The following is a 14489-nucleotide window of genomic DNA, read 5'->3' on the forward strand; positions in this document are numbered from 1 at the left end:
AGCGTGTGGATTTATTAATCTTTAAATAACGAACAACCATTTAAGTAACTAATAGGTATTTAAATAACTAACAACTATTTAAATATCTAAATCGTTTTTGAAAAGGAATGGGTAAGTGTGAAGAGTATAAAGGTGGTTCGTTAGATTAAGGATTATACAGAATACAATAAAGCTTACTCCAAATTAGCTGGGTCAAATTAGTTGTGTCAGAGTAAAATTTATGAATCGTAACGGCCTAATAAGAACGGAAACTAGGCTTTAATTGCTGAGGGGTAACTGTAAACTGAAACCTCAAGAATGAGTTATGTCACAAAAAAATCAATTATAGTCTTCAGCTTGAGCGAAGCAAAGAGCTTCTTTTATTGCATAAATTTGCTTTGGATTATGAGCGTTTTCCCTAATTCATTTCCAAACTTCGTTTGGATTAAGGTCAACGTCGTGGCGCTTCGCCCACACCCGACGAAAGGGAAACAACAGCATTTCCCTTTTCGATATCCCTTGCCGCCCCAACGAAATTGCTCTAAAAAGCGAGCAAGCATCATGCTTATTCGAAAATAGCTAACGCTTTAGATTGGCCATCCATGGCCAAACGAAAGCTAGCCTGACGTCCTGTCAGGCTTACGCTATTTTCTTCAACGCATTTCAGCAATTTCAATGGGGAACATTGAGCCTGCAAGTTCGCTTGTAGTTCCTAATTTTTTTGAAGTTAATTTTATTTGTTTTTATGAAGCTTTTTCTCTTCTTTGAATGTTCAATCTGAATAGAGGCAAGCAAGAAAATCGCGTGAGTCCAGACATGGCCTTTCTCGCAAATCCATGTGTTTCAAGGCATTTAGTGCATCCTGCACTTAAGATTCTGGCTAGCTTTCGAGGGGGAAGGGACACCCCATCGTAAGCCTTAGTAATTTTTTAGCTTGCCGAAGAAGGCTAAAAACGAAGTTCAAAGCTGAATAATTCCCCGTTGGAAATCTTTCGCTTTCCAGAAAATTTCGCCGGGGCTGCTGGGGAGATGCAAGAGGGGTGAGCAGTTTCACCCTTCTTGCTCGGGTGTGGGCGAAGCGCCACGACGTTGATTTTATTTCAAAAATAGCACAATAAACCTAGAGGCAAAACTCAGCCTATTGAGCATAACGGACTCAGTTCACCAGTCGATGCATCTGCTTGTTATCAATAATCTTTACTGCTTTTTTCTCTAACGATAGCTCACTTACCAACTCAGTATTTGCTTTAACAGCAACAGCCAACATATTGTCTGCTACAAGCTTCCCAGTAATGGGTTTGTACTTGGCTAATGGCCCAATAAATATTCCTGAAGCAATAGCAAAAAACTTCTGGCCTATATCTTCTAAGGTGCGTTGATGTGCACGCTCCCCTAATAACAAACTTGGTTGAAATATGTAGAGTTTAGACAAGGGGAGTTGGCTTAAATCTCGCTGCACTTCACCTTTGACTCGATTGTAAAACACACTCGATTTTTCATTGGCATCTAAGGCTGTAACGACCAAAAACTCAACCCCAGTTTGTGCTTGATACTTTATGACCAGTTTGGCAAAGTCGATGACTGCGGTGTGGTCGACTTTGATAAAGTTCTCCTGATTTCCCGCTTGTTTGATGGTGGTGCCAAGGCAACAAAATGCTTGGTCGATGCTCGCAGGTAAGCTTAACTCGGTTAGCTGATTTAACTGAGTTTCGACAAAGATAAGCTTTTCAATTCCAGGTGTCGAAGCTTCAAGTTTAGGCGACCTTCGACCAATGACCACAACTTGCTGATAGCGATTATCTGCCAATATGTTTAATAACAAACATTGACCAATTAAACCTGTTGCTCCAATGATTGCTGCGTTCATAGTGGCCTTTAGTGAGGTTTACAGTGTAGGAGGAATACTTTAACAGCTTTTTGCTTGTTAATTGCCAGTAGATACCGCACTATTTTATTCACTGTTTATTGAAGAATGCAAAGACCATATTCAAGGAGAAAATAATGGGATTTTTTGATGCGATTTTAGGTAATTCTTCTGAAATGGATTTAGGGGAGTTACAGCAAGAGTTATCGCCTATTATGGCTGACAATGAGTCAGTTCAAATGGGTTATAAACTTATTCGTGACATGTTCGTTTTTACTGATAAACGCCTTATTCTGATTGATAAGCAAGGCATGACGGGTAAAAAAGTCAGTTATCATTCAATAGCGTATAAATCGATGACTCATTTTGTGGTTGAAACAGCTGGCACTTTTGATATGGATGCAGAGCTTAAAATCTATATCTCAGGAACTGATCAACCTATCGTCAAAGAGTTGAAGAAAGGTACCGATGTGGTCGGTATTCAAAAAGCGATTGCTAACTTCTCGCTTTAATCGCTACGAATAAGCGCTAGCTTATTGATATAAAATACTTTGTATGTTGATTAGGCAGATTTTATTACATTCTTTTTTAAAGAACATTATTGGATTACGTCGTAGATGAGCAAAGAAAACCAGCCTCAATCATTAAGTGATGCACCTAAATCTGTCCAACTAGCGGTCGATTTAATCCAGTTGCTTGAAGAAAATAACATCGATACAGATACCGCTATTGAAGCATTGCAAATCACCTTAGATGATTTTAAAAAAAAGCTGCATAAAACGGATTAGCCAAAGCTAATAAAAAAAAGGAAAAGACATGACCGAAGCTCACTTGCCATTAACTGATTTTATTGAATATCCTCAAGCTGAAATGCTTGAACGTGCTAAGCAAAATTATCAGCATGTGAAAAGACGTCACTCGATTCGTAAGTTTTCAGATAGAGCCGTACCGCAAGCAATTATTGAGCAATGTATTCTTGCTGCAGGTACCGCGCCAAATGGTGCTAATCACCAGCCTTGGCACTTTGTCGCAATCAGTGATGCGGGTGTAAAAGCGCAAATCCGTGAGCAAGCTGAAGCGATAGAACAAGCTTTTTATGCAGGTCGTGGCGGCGAAGAATGGTTAGATAACTTAAAGCCACTTGGTACCAATGCCAGCAAGCCTTACCTTGAAACAGCGCCTTGGTTAATTGCAGTATTCACTAAAAAGCGCAGTGATGATAATGGCGAGCAAAAGCAGAATTACTATGTGCATGAGTCTGTAGGTATTGCGACAGGTTTTTTATTGCAAGCGCTGCATAATGCTGGGCTTGGCACCTTGACCCACACGCCAAAACCGATGTCGTTTTTAAGTAAAGTTTGTGGCCGTGATAGTGATAATGAACGACCTTACATGTTGATTATTGCTGGTTACCCTGATGAGGGGGCAACAGTACCTGAGCATGCACTACAGAAAAAGTCATTAGCTGAAATCAGTGACTTTATCTAGCCAGATACTGATTGAGATACATCAAGATATTGAATGAGTTACTGAAGGCAGTGGCTCGTTTAGTGTGATAACAAGGGAGTAGTAATGGGCTTTCAACGAATAATGGCTTTGCATGTTCATGATGAAGCTGAGTATCAAGCTTATCGAGATGCCATGCTACCCATTCTGCATTTTTATGGTGGTGATTTTGGCTATGATTTTGCGGTATCTGAAGTGCTAAAGTCTAAAACAAGCACTGAGATTAATCGGGTGTTTACTATCGATTTCCCGTCGGAAGAAGTGATGAATGCCTTTTTCAATGATGAGGCATATTTATCGGTAAAGCAGCGCCATTTTAATGCATCTGTTACCAGCTCGACCGTGATTGGATTACATCAAACAGAGTAGAGATACTGTTTATTCGACTCGATTATTCTCGTGTTTCAGTCTCGTATTCTTTAGCTCTGTTACTTGGTTACCCTGCTGTTTTTATATTTTTTTTAGATCTGGCTTAACGTTATTATTTTCATTTGTCGCTATTATCCCTTCTCGGAGTGTTCAGTTGAAATGATGAGTATTCCAAATCTCATACTCGGTCAAAACAGTCTCAGTCATTAACAGGACGCTCATGGAAAATTTATACCTTACTCTTGGGATAAGCCAAGATGCAGATGATGAAGCTGTGATGATGGCTTATGAAGATTTGTATCTCTTTTATCATTCAGCCGAGTACCAAAGCGTTTATTCTGATATTGATATCAAACTGGCTAATATCGCAGTGTCCTATAACATTTTGAAGTGTGCGACTAAGCGTAAATCTTATGACGAAATGTGGCTGCATCATCAGGCGGAAAAATCATTAGATGCCTTAGTTGATGTGCCTGACATGAGCTATGAGTTTGAGGTTGATTCTGAGATTAAAGAGCAATGGAATGAAACCGTTGAGCAGTATCCGCAATTAGTTGTGCTATATGACAACCTAGCTTGTTTATCTAATGTGCTCGCTTTCTCTTTCAAAGCCTATATTTTAGAAAGCCAACGCTTCGAAGAAAGTGAACGTTTGGCCTACATCATGTGTGCTCAGTATATACAGCGATTTTTTGGTGAAGATCAAAATATTAAGCCGTTAGCTAAAGGGTTGCTAACAACTCACAGCCCCTCAGATTTAGTTACTGTCGATGAGTTATTTGATACTCAGGGCATTGAAGTTAACGCTCAAATCCCTATTGATAATAACCAAGACGGTGTTAATAGCAGTTTAAGCTCTAATAACAACACAGTGACTCAGCTAAAAGATAATAATATCCATGCTAATAACAGCAACGATGTTCAAAATGTCAGTGATTCATGTGATAGAAAAGAAGTGATTCACCGCTTGGTCTCGAAAGAAGATCGTGATCATCGACATTTAGCTAAAAAAGCGACAGCGAAAGGCAGCTTGATTCTATTAGGGTTATTTATAGTATCTAATTTGGCCGCCTAATGATGAATAGTAAAAGGCTGTTTAGGCGTTACTTCCAACCTTGAAGCCATTGTTGAGAGTCTTTTAAATCGCGCCAATTAATCGCAAATTCTTCGGCGTTCATTTCTGCACGAATAATACATTCAATGACATTACTGTCTTCATCGTAAATGACTTTGACTACCGAAAAATGTTTCAGTTTTTGGAACACATGCACTTTGGTCCATTTACTGTGTAATAACTTCTTTGGGTGTAATGGATTCATAAACCCCTTTATCCTAATTAACCTTATTTCTGGCGAGTAAATAACATCGTCTTGTGAAATAAAGGATACGAAGCGCTAAACGGATAAGTTCAATCTGTTCAATGAATGTCTGGGTTTAATAACTGCTTTTGTAATGCTGATAAGGCTGCAAAGCTCGACTAATTCAGAACTCCACTAATCCTAAGCCCCACTGATGTTGAGTCCCACTTATGTTGAGTGCAGATGACCTTCACTAATGTTTTTTTACCCCTGACGACTTGCTTCTATCGCGGTTTGCAGTTCTTTTAAATCCCTGACAATGATGTCTGCTTGAAGTTGATATTCTGGCTGCTTGTGATGATTGATAAACACCGACATCATGCCAGCATTCTTGGCCGCTTGAATATCGTAAAGGTAATCACCTACATAAATTAGTTCTGCAGCCGATATTTGCCATTGGTCAGCGATAGCGAGTAACGCATCGGGTGCAGGTTTTGCTGGGTAACATTCACGGGTTAACACCAGTGCGATATTGATGTCGTTTTGGCTAAGCTTGGTTGCGGTAGCCGCTTTGCTATTGCGAGTGACGATGGCAGCAGGTAAAGCTAATTCTTGCAAGCTTGTAAGCAGCGAATGCATGTGGGGTAGTGCTTTGGCATTTTTCGCATCAAAAGTTTCGTGCTCGATAATAATTTGCTGGGCGCATTGCTGATCATCAATGGATGTCATTGCATCAATGTAGTTGAGAATGTCTGTATCGATGGGGCAGTTTAATTGCTGCTTTATTTTTCGAAAGTCCAATTCTGATTCAACTAAGGTGCCGTCTAAATCAAAGATAACACCTTTAATATTTGCCAGTTTTTCCATTTCTAATCCATTATATTCAAGCTACTGATGGCAGAGTTTGCTCATCGCCTGTTTTACTCATAGAAGAGCTAACCCGTTGAAGAGTTAACATATCGCAAGTTTACTGCTGAAAATCAATACTGCCGAGTGTCAGTGAAAAATTGCCCGCTTGTTTATCGGCAATAAGCAGTCCGACTCTATCCACATTTGCAAATACTAACGCTGGCGCATTGACGCTTCTACCGCGAAACTGTGACTTAAAATCAGCAGGAATAAAAGTATGTTCAGTTTGCTCGCCAGCTGTTGTATCAAAGTTGGCGACATATGCCTCACCAAAAGACAATTCAGGAGTTTTAAAACGTAATTGGTATCGTTTCCCATCGCCCATGACGGTGAGCTTTACCGAGCTTGATGTAGGAATAGATGTATTAATTCGATACTCCATCGAGGCAAATCCACCATTATTGGCTAATGAGACATTACCGCTAAAAATAGGTTGGTCTAGCGCTGCATCATTTTCTATTTCACTGGATGAAATACCGCCCATGACAGTGTCATTACTGATTTTGGCTGCGCTTAATTGCTGCTGGGAGCTGAATTGAATTTCCATAGCACTCACTGAAGTTTGAAATAGCATAGTCGCTAACAAGCTGGTGGATAAAAACAGACCTTTTAATAGTACGCCGATTACTGCTGAAGTATACCTGCGGCATAACTGTTTGATGAGAATAAGTGGGCTTATCATTTTTACCTCATTACTTGTAGTTACCTGTGCTGTATTGCTCAAACTTAACCGCACAGATTACAAGAATATAAAAAAGCGACTTATCTCGGGTGGAAGATAAGCCGCAAAAGGGTCGGACGGAGATAAACTTTAAACTGTTTAGATATAACTAGTACTGAGTGAGTTACTCCTCAGCGACAAAGTCATCCATCAAAATCACTGAGAACATTGAGGTGTCATTTTCAGCATCGACTGCGGCTACGCTATAGATACCATTAGCGGCTAGTGATACTGCTAGTGGGCCAATCGCGACTGTTTTAGTGCCAGTGACAGTTACGCTAACGGTGTAATCACCTGGTGCGATACTTAAACTGCCTGATGCTGCTTTAAATGGTACGTCTGATAATGCAGGTGCTGCATCACTGATATCGGCTGTTGGGGTTAAGTACACATCAACATTACCCGCAGAATAAGATGCGTGGATAACGTTTAATCTTGCTTCCGTTGCTATTCTGCGAGTGTGCTCAGAAAATGCCCATGGTGAGATGTCATCGTCAGCTAATGAGCCGACAGCAAGTACTGAGTAGCTGTAACCTAGCATTAAGTCTACAGGCGCATCTTTAATCACTTCTACTGAGTTATCAGCATCTGCTGCAACTGTTACTGTGTGCATGCCTTCTGGAATATTGACATAACCTGCGAAGTTCCCAAATGACAACATATCGATTGCAGGTGTGGTGCTGCCATCCAAAAATACATCAACTGCTGGTGCATCAGCTACAGCATGAACAACACGAATGTCACTACCGCTGCTCACATCATTTAACAGTACTTGTCCTTCTGGTAGGGCAACTAGTAGAGCTACAGGTGATTCACCTGACCACTCGTTTGGAATCGCTGAGATAAAGTAATCCATTCCGGCTGCTAAATTCACAGTGCCTGAATCAAAAACCACGGTTTTATCGTCCGTTGGCGTAATTCTAATTTGGTAATCGCTTGTTGGGACTTCTAGCTGGTCGCTGTTGTCCATGTAGTTTGCTGATAACGTTGGCTCCATCATACTGATGTCAGCCATCGGCGCAGTGACATATATATCGACTAAACCAACATTTGGTGTTGCGTGCAGCACTTGCACACGAGCGTTATCTGCGGTGATGTCGCTTTCTTCATTGGCAATGAGTTTTAGCATTAAGGTCTCATCGCTAACATTACCGAGTGCAACGGCGGTATATTCCATATCTTCAGCGACAGCTAAGTCTGCCTCTAATACGGTTAGCGTAGTACCGTCAGGGAGTTTTGCATCCACACCGATTGCATAGGTGGCAGTTGCGACCTCAAGTAAACCGCTAGACATGGCGTAATCAACATCGGTTAATAATTCTACACCGTCTGCAGTGACATTAACCATAGGTGCATCGCTACCTGCATGGATGACACGAACGTCGGCATATGTGATTACTGGTGTTTCAACTTCGGCGACTGCAGCAGTGTTATCATCATCGTCATCTGAACAAGCCGTTAAACCAACTATTGAAAAACACAGAGCTAGGGAGTAGATCCTTTTCATCGTTCTTTCCTCGAATTCATTTCTAGTTTAAAACGGATATAAATCCATTTGATGTTGTGATTTCAGGCGCTGATTTCGTGAGGTAATACGGCACTTGCTAATTTAGGATCATTTTTTTATTGGTGATTTATGACAGAAAAGATCCCAAGGATCGTTTTTCGATAGAGTGTAATTAACATCGACAGCGGATCCATTTGGATTTAATCTGTAGCTAGAATAGAGCTTTCAAGGCAGTTTTAGTGACTCAGATTAGCAGTAAAAATGAGCAAAAAAAGCAACAGGTTTTTAAAGTGGTTTCGTTTAATTTATTTAATTTTATCGAACCGCCAGCGGCTTATTATGACTTCGAAAATATTTATTCTCGCCAGCAATGGCAAAAAAAATGTACTTGGTTAACGCAGTATGTTGATGAGCACCAACCTGACATTATTGGCTTTCAAGAAGTGTTTAGTCCTGATGCGTTAAAAGCACTATTAGGACCATTGGGATACCCATATTTTGCCGCATTAGATGAGCCAAGTTTGATCAGTGATTATGTTTATCAAAGCCCTGTAGTTGCTATCGCATCTAAATTTCCTATCACAGAATCTGTTTTAGTGACTCCTGATGAGAACTTGTTCCCACTGATGGGTATTGCCAATGATTTTAGTTTTAGTCGGCAACCACTTAGAGTAAAGATTGCTTTAGCTGAATTTGGTGAATGTGAGTGTTACGTTGTGCATTTGAAGTCAAAACGCAGCGGTATGGGCTTGGATACCTTAGCTGATTCTGGCATGAAAGGTGGCGCGGATATTATGGCAAGACAAGCGTTAGGTAGCTGGGCATCAAACATGCAACGAGGAAGTGAAGCGGCGTTATTGTTTAATGAAATAGCAAAGCAACGTACTAAAACACAGTTACCAGTTTTGTTAATGGGTGATTTTAATGACACCTTGCAAAGTACTGCGTTAGAAGCATTTAGAGCTAATGGTAAACGGGTTTTTAGAAACGATATTATCGATCCTAAACTTAAAGTGATGAACGATAAAACCTTAGCGGATGAGTTTGCTCAGTTTAGCTTATTCGATACTTATGAGTTATATCAAACAGGGCAAAAGCTCAATGCGACATTGGCTCAAGATGAATATGAGTCAGGCTTGCATGATGAAGATTCTGATATTGCTGAAGATGTACTGCCGCCAGTTGATCCGCTCAAATATGCTCGCCAAGCGACTCATTATTTTGGCAATACAGGTTCAGTGCTAGATTATATTTTGGCGTCGTGTGAGTTTGACGCATCCCACCCAAGAAACTTAGCTGAAGTCAGTGACTATCAAACCCATGACAGGCACCTTGTTAGACCTGAATATGAACGAGACAGTGACAGTACTGATCATGCGCCAGTGATGATGACGTTTACTTTGCGCAGTTAATTAAGCGAAAAATAACAATGCCGCCTTTTAAATAGAGCGGCATTACTCAGGAACCAATTAGCTTATAGTTTTAGTTTGTAAGGGTGTTAGCAGCAACTAGAGTTACCTGAACTGTTATTTTCGCTGTTGGGGCTTGAGCAATTACTACTTGAACTGCTGCAGCACGCAGCTGGACTGCTATCAACTTGCTCAAGTGCCGCTTTTAGTAGCTCGAACGAAGCGCAGATGTTTTCTCTTGAAGTTGCAATATTCATCCGCATAAATTGTGGACTTTGAGCACCAAACCAATTCCCCGGAGTTAAGCCCATTTTAGCTTGCTTAAAAACCACTTCTTTTAAGCGCTGTTCCGATAAGCCAAGTGCTGAAAAATCAAACCAAATCTGATAGGTTCCTTCTGGCTTATAAACCTTCAATTGCGGAATATGTTGCGCGGCAAACTCTGTAATCCAAGAGACTGTTTGCTCCAAATATGCCAGCATCTCATCAACCCATTCAGCGCCTTTTTCATAAGCAGCTATGGTGGCAAAAGTGGTGAGTGCATTGCCGTGGTCAAGGTAAAGTGCACCAATGAGTTGTTTAATGTCAGTCAGCATGGTGGCATTATTTGTATAGATATAACCATTGGAGATACTGTGCATACCAAAGGTTTTAGCAGGAGAGCCAATCAAAGTGACGACATTGTCATAATCAAAGCTGGTTAAGCTAGTGAATTGGTGACCTGAAAATATAATATCAGAATGTATTTCATCACTGATCACCGTGACATTATGTCGTTTGGCTATTTCAATGACTTTAGTTAATTCAGCCTGTGTCCATACTCGGCCTGTTGGGTTATGGGGGTTACAGAAAATCATCGCTTTGACATTTTGCTGCTTAATTTGCGCTTCAAAGGCATCAAAATCGATTTGATATTTATCATCAGCAATCATGAGTTCATTTTTGACCACTTTGCGGTCAGCTTTAGTTATCAAGTTAGCAAACTGATGGTAAGCAGGTGTATGAATTAATACCGCATCCCCTTCATTGGTTAGTTCTCGAAGCAGTAATGCAATTCCCGATAGTACCCCAGGGACTTGGACAAAGTTTTCAGGATTGAGTGATATATCATGTCGTTTGGCATGCCAATTTGAAATAGCGCTAAATACGGCTTGTTCATTAAATTCGTATGAGTAAACCCCGCGCTCAGATAAGCGATTAATTTCTTGGGTGATGGGGGCGGCGACTTTAAAATCCATGTCAGCAACCCAGTATGGAAACACATCAGTGGTGCCATAAAAATTGTTCAGCATCTCCGGCTTACTCTTGATAAATAAATTGGTGCCGTAATTTGATTGGCTATTAAAATGGTTCATGGACTCTCCGATACGTTAACTAACTTGCTAAAACAGGTTTAAGTGTAGATAAGACGAGAGGTTTTTTTAAAAGACGACAAAACACGATAAAAAGATGAAAAAAAGCCACTTTAACAAGTGGCTTTTAATAGGTTTTTGATTTTTATAGCTTCTTTAAGCTTATTTATCAGTTTTTTAACTTGTTTGTTGAAGCACTAGTGATTCAGCATTTCACTGATATTGACGCAGCGCTGTTCTTTCTGGCGTGTCTCTAATAAAGCGCGGCGGGTCATTTGTGATAAGCCTGTTTCAGTATTTAATACTTCATTTATCGCCTCAACACTGGCATTACTGCAAGCTGTTGGGATCAATCTCCGATTATATGCGCGCATAAATACTGGCCCTTTCTTATCTATTTCCGCGATATTGGCTAAGCGTTGCTCGGCAGTGGCGGCGCTAAGTAACTTCTGCTCGCTTGGGTATAAGTAGTTCATTGCTACTCTTAATTTAGAAAAAGGCATGCTAGTGTTGTGCTCAATAGTATGCAGCCATTGGCGCTTGAGTTGTGCTTGTGGGCGGATAACTTCAGCTGCAATAGCAGATTTTTGGCCACTATCGCTTACATCTAACTGCTTTTCAGTGGTTAATAATTTTGCGCTATTTGGGTAGTCATGGCGATTCAGTTGAATAATAATTTTCCAGCGTAAATCTTGACTGATATTCAAGCCTCGAATATTACTGGTGCCAGCCAAAAGCTCAGCTAAATGATTAAGGGCATCCTTACTACTTGCCATGCTGACATAGGCATCAAACCAGCGACGCTGAAAATCGGCATTGTCATAATGCTGCATTGCCATGCGCAAGCTCATTTGAGTCAACCCTTTGCTGACTTTAGTGGCATAAGCTTTATGATTTGGTGCCATGCTATTCAAATACTGTTGAGCCTGTTTTAGGTTACCAATCACTTGGCCTAAAATGGTGTAGTCTTGCTCCGTTGGAGCGTTGACGAGTGCAACGTTAATGTATTGAACAAGTGAAATTTTACCGTCACTGACACTGTCCCACATACTTTGCCATAGCATCGAACGCAGTAGCGGATCGCTGACCTTGCTGAGCTGTTCTTTTGCTGTGATAAATGACTGCTCATCTAGCTGAACTTTAACGTACCCCCAATCTTCGAAGTTTGGGTAAACTAAGTTAGGGCAATGCTCTCCTATGAGTTCTGGTACCTCAGTTTTCTCGCCTTTGTAGGTAACTGCGACTATAGGGCCGTTATGAATTGAGTACTTTGAAGCACTGAATAGTGCCACTTGCACACGTTGTTCACGTAAGGTCGGCAGTTCACTACTTGGAGCGGTTTGAAGTAATGAAAACTGACTTATTCTGCCGTTTTCACAATGGAAATCCGCTTTTAAGGTATTAACACCTGCTTGGTAAAGCCAATCTTGTGTCCATTGAGATAAATCGCGATTACTTGCTTGGGCTAGACTACCAATAAAGTCATCTAAGGTGGCATTCTGGTAACTGTACTTTGCTAGGTATTGTTGCACCCCTAATTGGAAGGTCTCTTCACCTAATAAGTGTCTGAGTTGTTTTAAGGTTGATGCACCTTTCGAGTAGGTGATGGCATCAATATTATCAAAGGCGTTCATGCTGGTGGGCACAGGCACTTCAATGGGGTGCGTTGTCACAAGGCTGTCTTGGCGGTAAGCGCTTTGTTTACCTGTGGCATAAAACGTGCGCCATGCATGCTTGAACTCCGTGGCTTCGCTGGTGGCGAGTGTGCCCATAAACGAGGCGAAGCTTTCATTAAGCCATAAACCGTTCCACCATTTCATTGTGACTAAATCACCAAACCACTGGTGCGCCATTTCATGCATGATCACACTGGCTAAGCGCTGTCTTTGCGCTGCAGTCATGGTGTCTTTATACATAAAGCGATTTTCAGCAAAAGTAACGGCACCTGCATTTTCCATCGCACCATATAAGAAGTCAGGCACTAATAGTTGGTCGTATTTTTTAAATGGGTAGTCAATACCAAAATAGTCATCGAAGAATGTTAGACCTTGCTTGGTATAAGTGAACCAGTCTTCAGCTGTGACTTGTTCTGCAACGGATTGGCGGGCAAATAATCGCATTGGGTATTTGCCACTGTTATCTTCCCAAACATGATAAGGACCAGCATGCATTGAAAAGTTATATGGGCTTAACTTAGGGGTAACAGGGAAGGTCCAAATATTTTGATTAGCTTGTTCATCAATGCTGGTTTCGCGCATGGTACTGATGACGCTCCAGCTTTTAGGCGCAGAAACGGTGATTTCATAAGTGGCTTTTAAATCTGGTTGATCAAATACGGCAAACATTTGCTGCGCTGCAGCAGGCTCAAAATGAGAGTATAAATACACTTTATCATCAACAGGATCGACAAATCGATGTAAGCCTTCCCCATTAGTGCTGTGTTCACGGCTATATTCAATTTCTATGGTATTTTTTCCGCTGCTCAGTAGTTGCGGGTTAACTGTGATATAGGCATCGTTATAGTTGGGATAAATGCGTTTGCCGTTAATAGCAAATTTGCTGATCAGGGCCTTGTTTAAGTCGAGAGTCAGGGGCTCTTTAGTGTTGCTTAGATTAAATTCAACTTTGGTGGTTGCATTAAAGCGACTATCGCCGGTGAGGTCAAAACTCAGTTGGTAGCCAACCTCTGAGACAACGTTTGAACGTGCCATTGCTTGGTATTCGCTAATGTTAGCGCTTCCGTCACGTTGTGTTGGTGATTGACTCGGTGTGCTGTTACAAGCTAATAAGCCTGTGCAAGCGAGGGCAACTAAAGACGACTTAAACAGATTCACAATTACTTCCCTAAAAATTTATTATTGTTTTTGGTACAGATATTTCATTCAATGACGATTGTTTACAGTTATAAAAAAGCCGACTCGAGGTCGGCTAATTCAATTTTATCAGAGGCTTATAGGCCTAAGAAAGACTTAGATTTAACTTTGCGGATTTCTTTTTCGTCAGACCATTCGATTAGGCCTGTTTCTAAATCCATAAGACGCATAGTCATTTTGTAGTAAACGTCTTTAGTACTGCCATCTTGTTTCACGATACTCGATAAGTTGCCGTAAAGCATGTACTGAGCACCGACTTGGCGACCAAACTTGATAGCTGTTGATGGGTCAACCATACCAGCATTGTTTTGGTAGTCTAGTTGCTTACGTACTGAGTCAACTTTAGTCATGTCGATAAAGCGGAATTTACCTGAACGTAGTAACTTGTTGCTAATAGAGTCAGTGACTGATTCTGTATCAATATGTTCTGAGGTTTTGTTTTTGATTTTATCAACAAAGATAATAGGGCGATCGTTCTGTGTCATTACGATAACAGGTGGGAAGGTCAGCATGCTGTCGACCATTTTAGCAGCGATGGCTTGTAAATCAGTTGAACCAAAGTTTTCGTTAACGGTTTCTACTTCAGTTGCATCGCCATACTCAACCTTAGATTGACAAGCTGATAGCCCGATAACAGCGGCTAAAACAAAAATCAGTTTAAAATGTTTCATAGTAAGTTCCATGTTGAATATGACTTATAAA

Annotated in this window: 14 protein-coding genes; 6 read left to right on the plus strand and 8 right to left on the minus strand. The window is 40.8% G+C overall.

The window, feature by feature from the left end:
* Nucleotides 1–1135: 1135 nt before the first annotated feature.
* Nucleotides 1136–1846, minus strand: a complete 711-nt coding sequence (locus tag K5Q58_RS17220) for a nucleoside-diphosphate sugar epimerase (protein ID WP_220755126.1) — start codon at nucleotides 1844–1846, stop codon at nucleotides 1136–1138.
* A gap of 134 nt (nucleotides 1847–1980) precedes the next feature.
* On the opposite strand from K5Q58_RS17220, the gene K5Q58_RS17225 reads away from it, so the two are divergent.
* From K5Q58_RS17225 to K5Q58_RS17245, 5 genes are all read left to right on the plus strand, one after another.
* A complete protein-coding gene (locus K5Q58_RS17225) occupies nucleotides 1981–2355 on the plus strand; it encodes a PH domain-containing protein (protein WP_220755127.1) in 375 nt (124 codons plus the stop codon).
* A 105-nt stretch (nucleotides 2356–2460) separates the two neighbouring features.
* A complete protein-coding gene (locus K5Q58_RS17230; protein WP_220755128.1) occupies nucleotides 2461–2631 on the plus strand; it encodes a YbaM family protein in 171 nt (56 codons plus the stop codon).
* Between the two features lie 28 nt (nucleotides 2632–2659).
* Nucleotides 2660–3331 carry a nitroreductase family protein gene (locus K5Q58_RS17235; RefSeq protein ID WP_220755129.1) on the plus strand — a complete coding sequence of 224 codons (672 nt, stop codon included), beginning with the start codon at nucleotides 2660–2662 and terminating at the stop codon, nucleotides 3329–3331.
* A gap of 84 nt (nucleotides 3332–3415) precedes the next feature.
* Nucleotides 3416–3718 (plus strand): DUF1330 domain-containing protein, encoded by a 303-nt coding sequence (locus K5Q58_RS17240; RefSeq protein WP_220755130.1) that lies wholly within the window; start codon nucleotides 3416–3418, stop codon nucleotides 3716–3718.
* A 220-nt stretch (nucleotides 3719–3938) separates the two neighbouring features.
* Nucleotides 3939–4793 carry a hypothetical protein gene (locus K5Q58_RS17245; protein ID WP_220755131.1) on the plus strand — a complete coding sequence of 285 codons (855 nt, stop codon included), beginning with the start codon at nucleotides 3939–3941 and terminating at the stop codon, nucleotides 4791–4793.
* A 28-nt stretch (nucleotides 4794–4821) separates the two neighbouring features.
* Here the strand turns inward: K5Q58_RS17245 and K5Q58_RS17250 are convergent, their stop codons facing one another.
* From K5Q58_RS17250 to K5Q58_RS17265, 4 genes are all read right to left on the minus strand, one after another.
* Nucleotides 4822–5037, minus strand: a complete 216-nt coding sequence (locus tag K5Q58_RS17250) for a TIGR02450 family Trp-rich protein (RefSeq protein ID WP_220755132.1) — start codon at nucleotides 5035–5037, stop codon at nucleotides 4822–4824.
* 243 nt (nucleotides 5038–5280) lie between these two features.
* The gene (locus tag K5Q58_RS17255; RefSeq protein ID WP_220755133.1) at nucleotides 5281–5883 is read right to left on the minus strand and encodes an HAD family hydrolase; all 603 of its coding nucleotides are present in this window, start codon (nucleotides 5881–5883) and stop codon (nucleotides 5281–5283) included.
* A gap of 100 nt (nucleotides 5884–5983) precedes the next feature.
* Nucleotides 5984–6607 (minus strand): CIA30 family protein, encoded by a 624-nt coding sequence (locus tag K5Q58_RS17260; RefSeq protein ID WP_220755134.1) that lies wholly within the window; start codon nucleotides 6605–6607, stop codon nucleotides 5984–5986.
* A gap of 163 nt (nucleotides 6608–6770) precedes the next feature.
* On the minus strand, nucleotides 6771–8153 hold the full coding sequence (locus tag K5Q58_RS17265; protein ID WP_220755135.1) for a DUF4397 domain-containing protein: 1383 nt from the start codon (nucleotides 8151–8153) through the stop codon (nucleotides 6771–6773).
* Nucleotides 8154–8392: 239 nt separating this feature from the next.
* Between K5Q58_RS17265 and K5Q58_RS17270 the strand changes: the two genes are divergently transcribed.
* A complete protein-coding gene (locus K5Q58_RS17270; RefSeq protein WP_220755136.1) occupies nucleotides 8393–9565 on the plus strand; it encodes an endonuclease/exonuclease/phosphatase family protein in 1173 nt (390 codons plus the stop codon).
* Nucleotides 9566–9651: 86 nt separating this feature from the next.
* Here K5Q58_RS17270 and K5Q58_RS17275 read toward each other — a convergent pair whose 3' ends face one another.
* From K5Q58_RS17275 to lpoB, 3 genes are all read right to left on the minus strand, one after another.
* Nucleotides 9652–10917, minus strand: a complete 1266-nt coding sequence (locus tag K5Q58_RS17275; RefSeq protein WP_220755137.1) for a MalY/PatB family protein — start codon at nucleotides 10915–10917, stop codon at nucleotides 9652–9654.
* A 194-nt stretch (nucleotides 10918–11111) separates the two neighbouring features.
* Nucleotides 11112–13748 carry an aminopeptidase N gene (pepN, locus tag K5Q58_RS17280; RefSeq protein ID WP_220755138.1) on the minus strand — a complete coding sequence of 879 codons (2637 nt, stop codon included), beginning with the start codon at nucleotides 13746–13748 and terminating at the stop codon, nucleotides 11112–11114.
* Nucleotides 13749–13864: 116 nt separating this feature from the next.
* On the minus strand, nucleotides 13865–14458 hold the full coding sequence (gene lpoB, locus K5Q58_RS17285) for a penicillin-binding protein activator LpoB (protein ID WP_220755139.1): 594 nt from the start codon (nucleotides 14456–14458) through the stop codon (nucleotides 13865–13867).
* Between the last annotated feature and the right edge of the window lie 31 nt (nucleotides 14459–14489).

Origin of the sequence: Shewanella sp. KT0246 (assembly GCF_019654955.1) — a bacterium.
GTDB lineage: Bacteria > Pseudomonadota > Gammaproteobacteria > Enterobacterales > Shewanellaceae > Shewanella > Shewanella goraebulensis.

Bases quoted from the DNA above. Each gene is read 5' to 3' on its own strand.
- K5Q58_RS17220 (WP_220755126.1), bottom strand. From the start codon at position 1,846: ATGAACGCAGCAATCATTGGAGCAACAGGTTTAATTGGTCAATGTTTG.
- K5Q58_RS17225 (WP_220755127.1), top strand. From the start codon at position 1,981: ATGGGATTTTTTGATGCGATTTTAGGTAATTCTTCTGAAATGGATTTA.
- K5Q58_RS17230 (WP_220755128.1), top strand. From the start codon at position 2,461: ATGAGCAAAGAAAACCAGCCTCAATCATTAAGTGATGCACCTAAATCT.
- K5Q58_RS17235 (WP_220755129.1), top strand. From the start codon at position 2,660: ATGACCGAAGCTCACTTGCCATTAACTGATTTTATTGAATATCCTCAA.
- K5Q58_RS17240 (WP_220755130.1), top strand. From the start codon at position 3,416: ATGGGCTTTCAACGAATAATGGCTTTGCATGTTCATGATGAAGCTGAG.
- K5Q58_RS17245 (WP_220755131.1), top strand. From the start codon at position 3,939: ATGGAAAATTTATACCTTACTCTTGGGATAAGCCAAGATGCAGATGAT.
- K5Q58_RS17250 (WP_220755132.1), bottom strand. From the start codon at position 5,037: ATGAATCCATTACACCCAAAGAAGTTATTACACAGTAAATGGACCAAA.
- K5Q58_RS17255 (WP_220755133.1), bottom strand. From the start codon at position 5,883: ATGGAAAAACTGGCAAATATTAAAGGTGTTATCTTTGATTTAGACGGC.
- K5Q58_RS17260 (WP_220755134.1), bottom strand. From the start codon at position 6,607: ATGATAAGCCCACTTATTCTCATCAAACAGTTATGCCGCAGGTATACT.
- K5Q58_RS17265 (WP_220755135.1), bottom strand. From the start codon at position 8,153: ATGAAAAGGATCTACTCCCTAGCTCTGTGTTTTTCAATAGTTGGTTTA.
- K5Q58_RS17275 (WP_220755137.1), bottom strand. From the start codon at position 10,917: ATGAACCATTTTAATAGCCAATCAAATTACGGCACCAATTTATTTATC.
- lpoB (WP_220755139.1), bottom strand. From the start codon at position 14,458: ATGAAACATTTTAAACTGATTTTTGTTTTAGCCGCTGTTATCGGGCTA.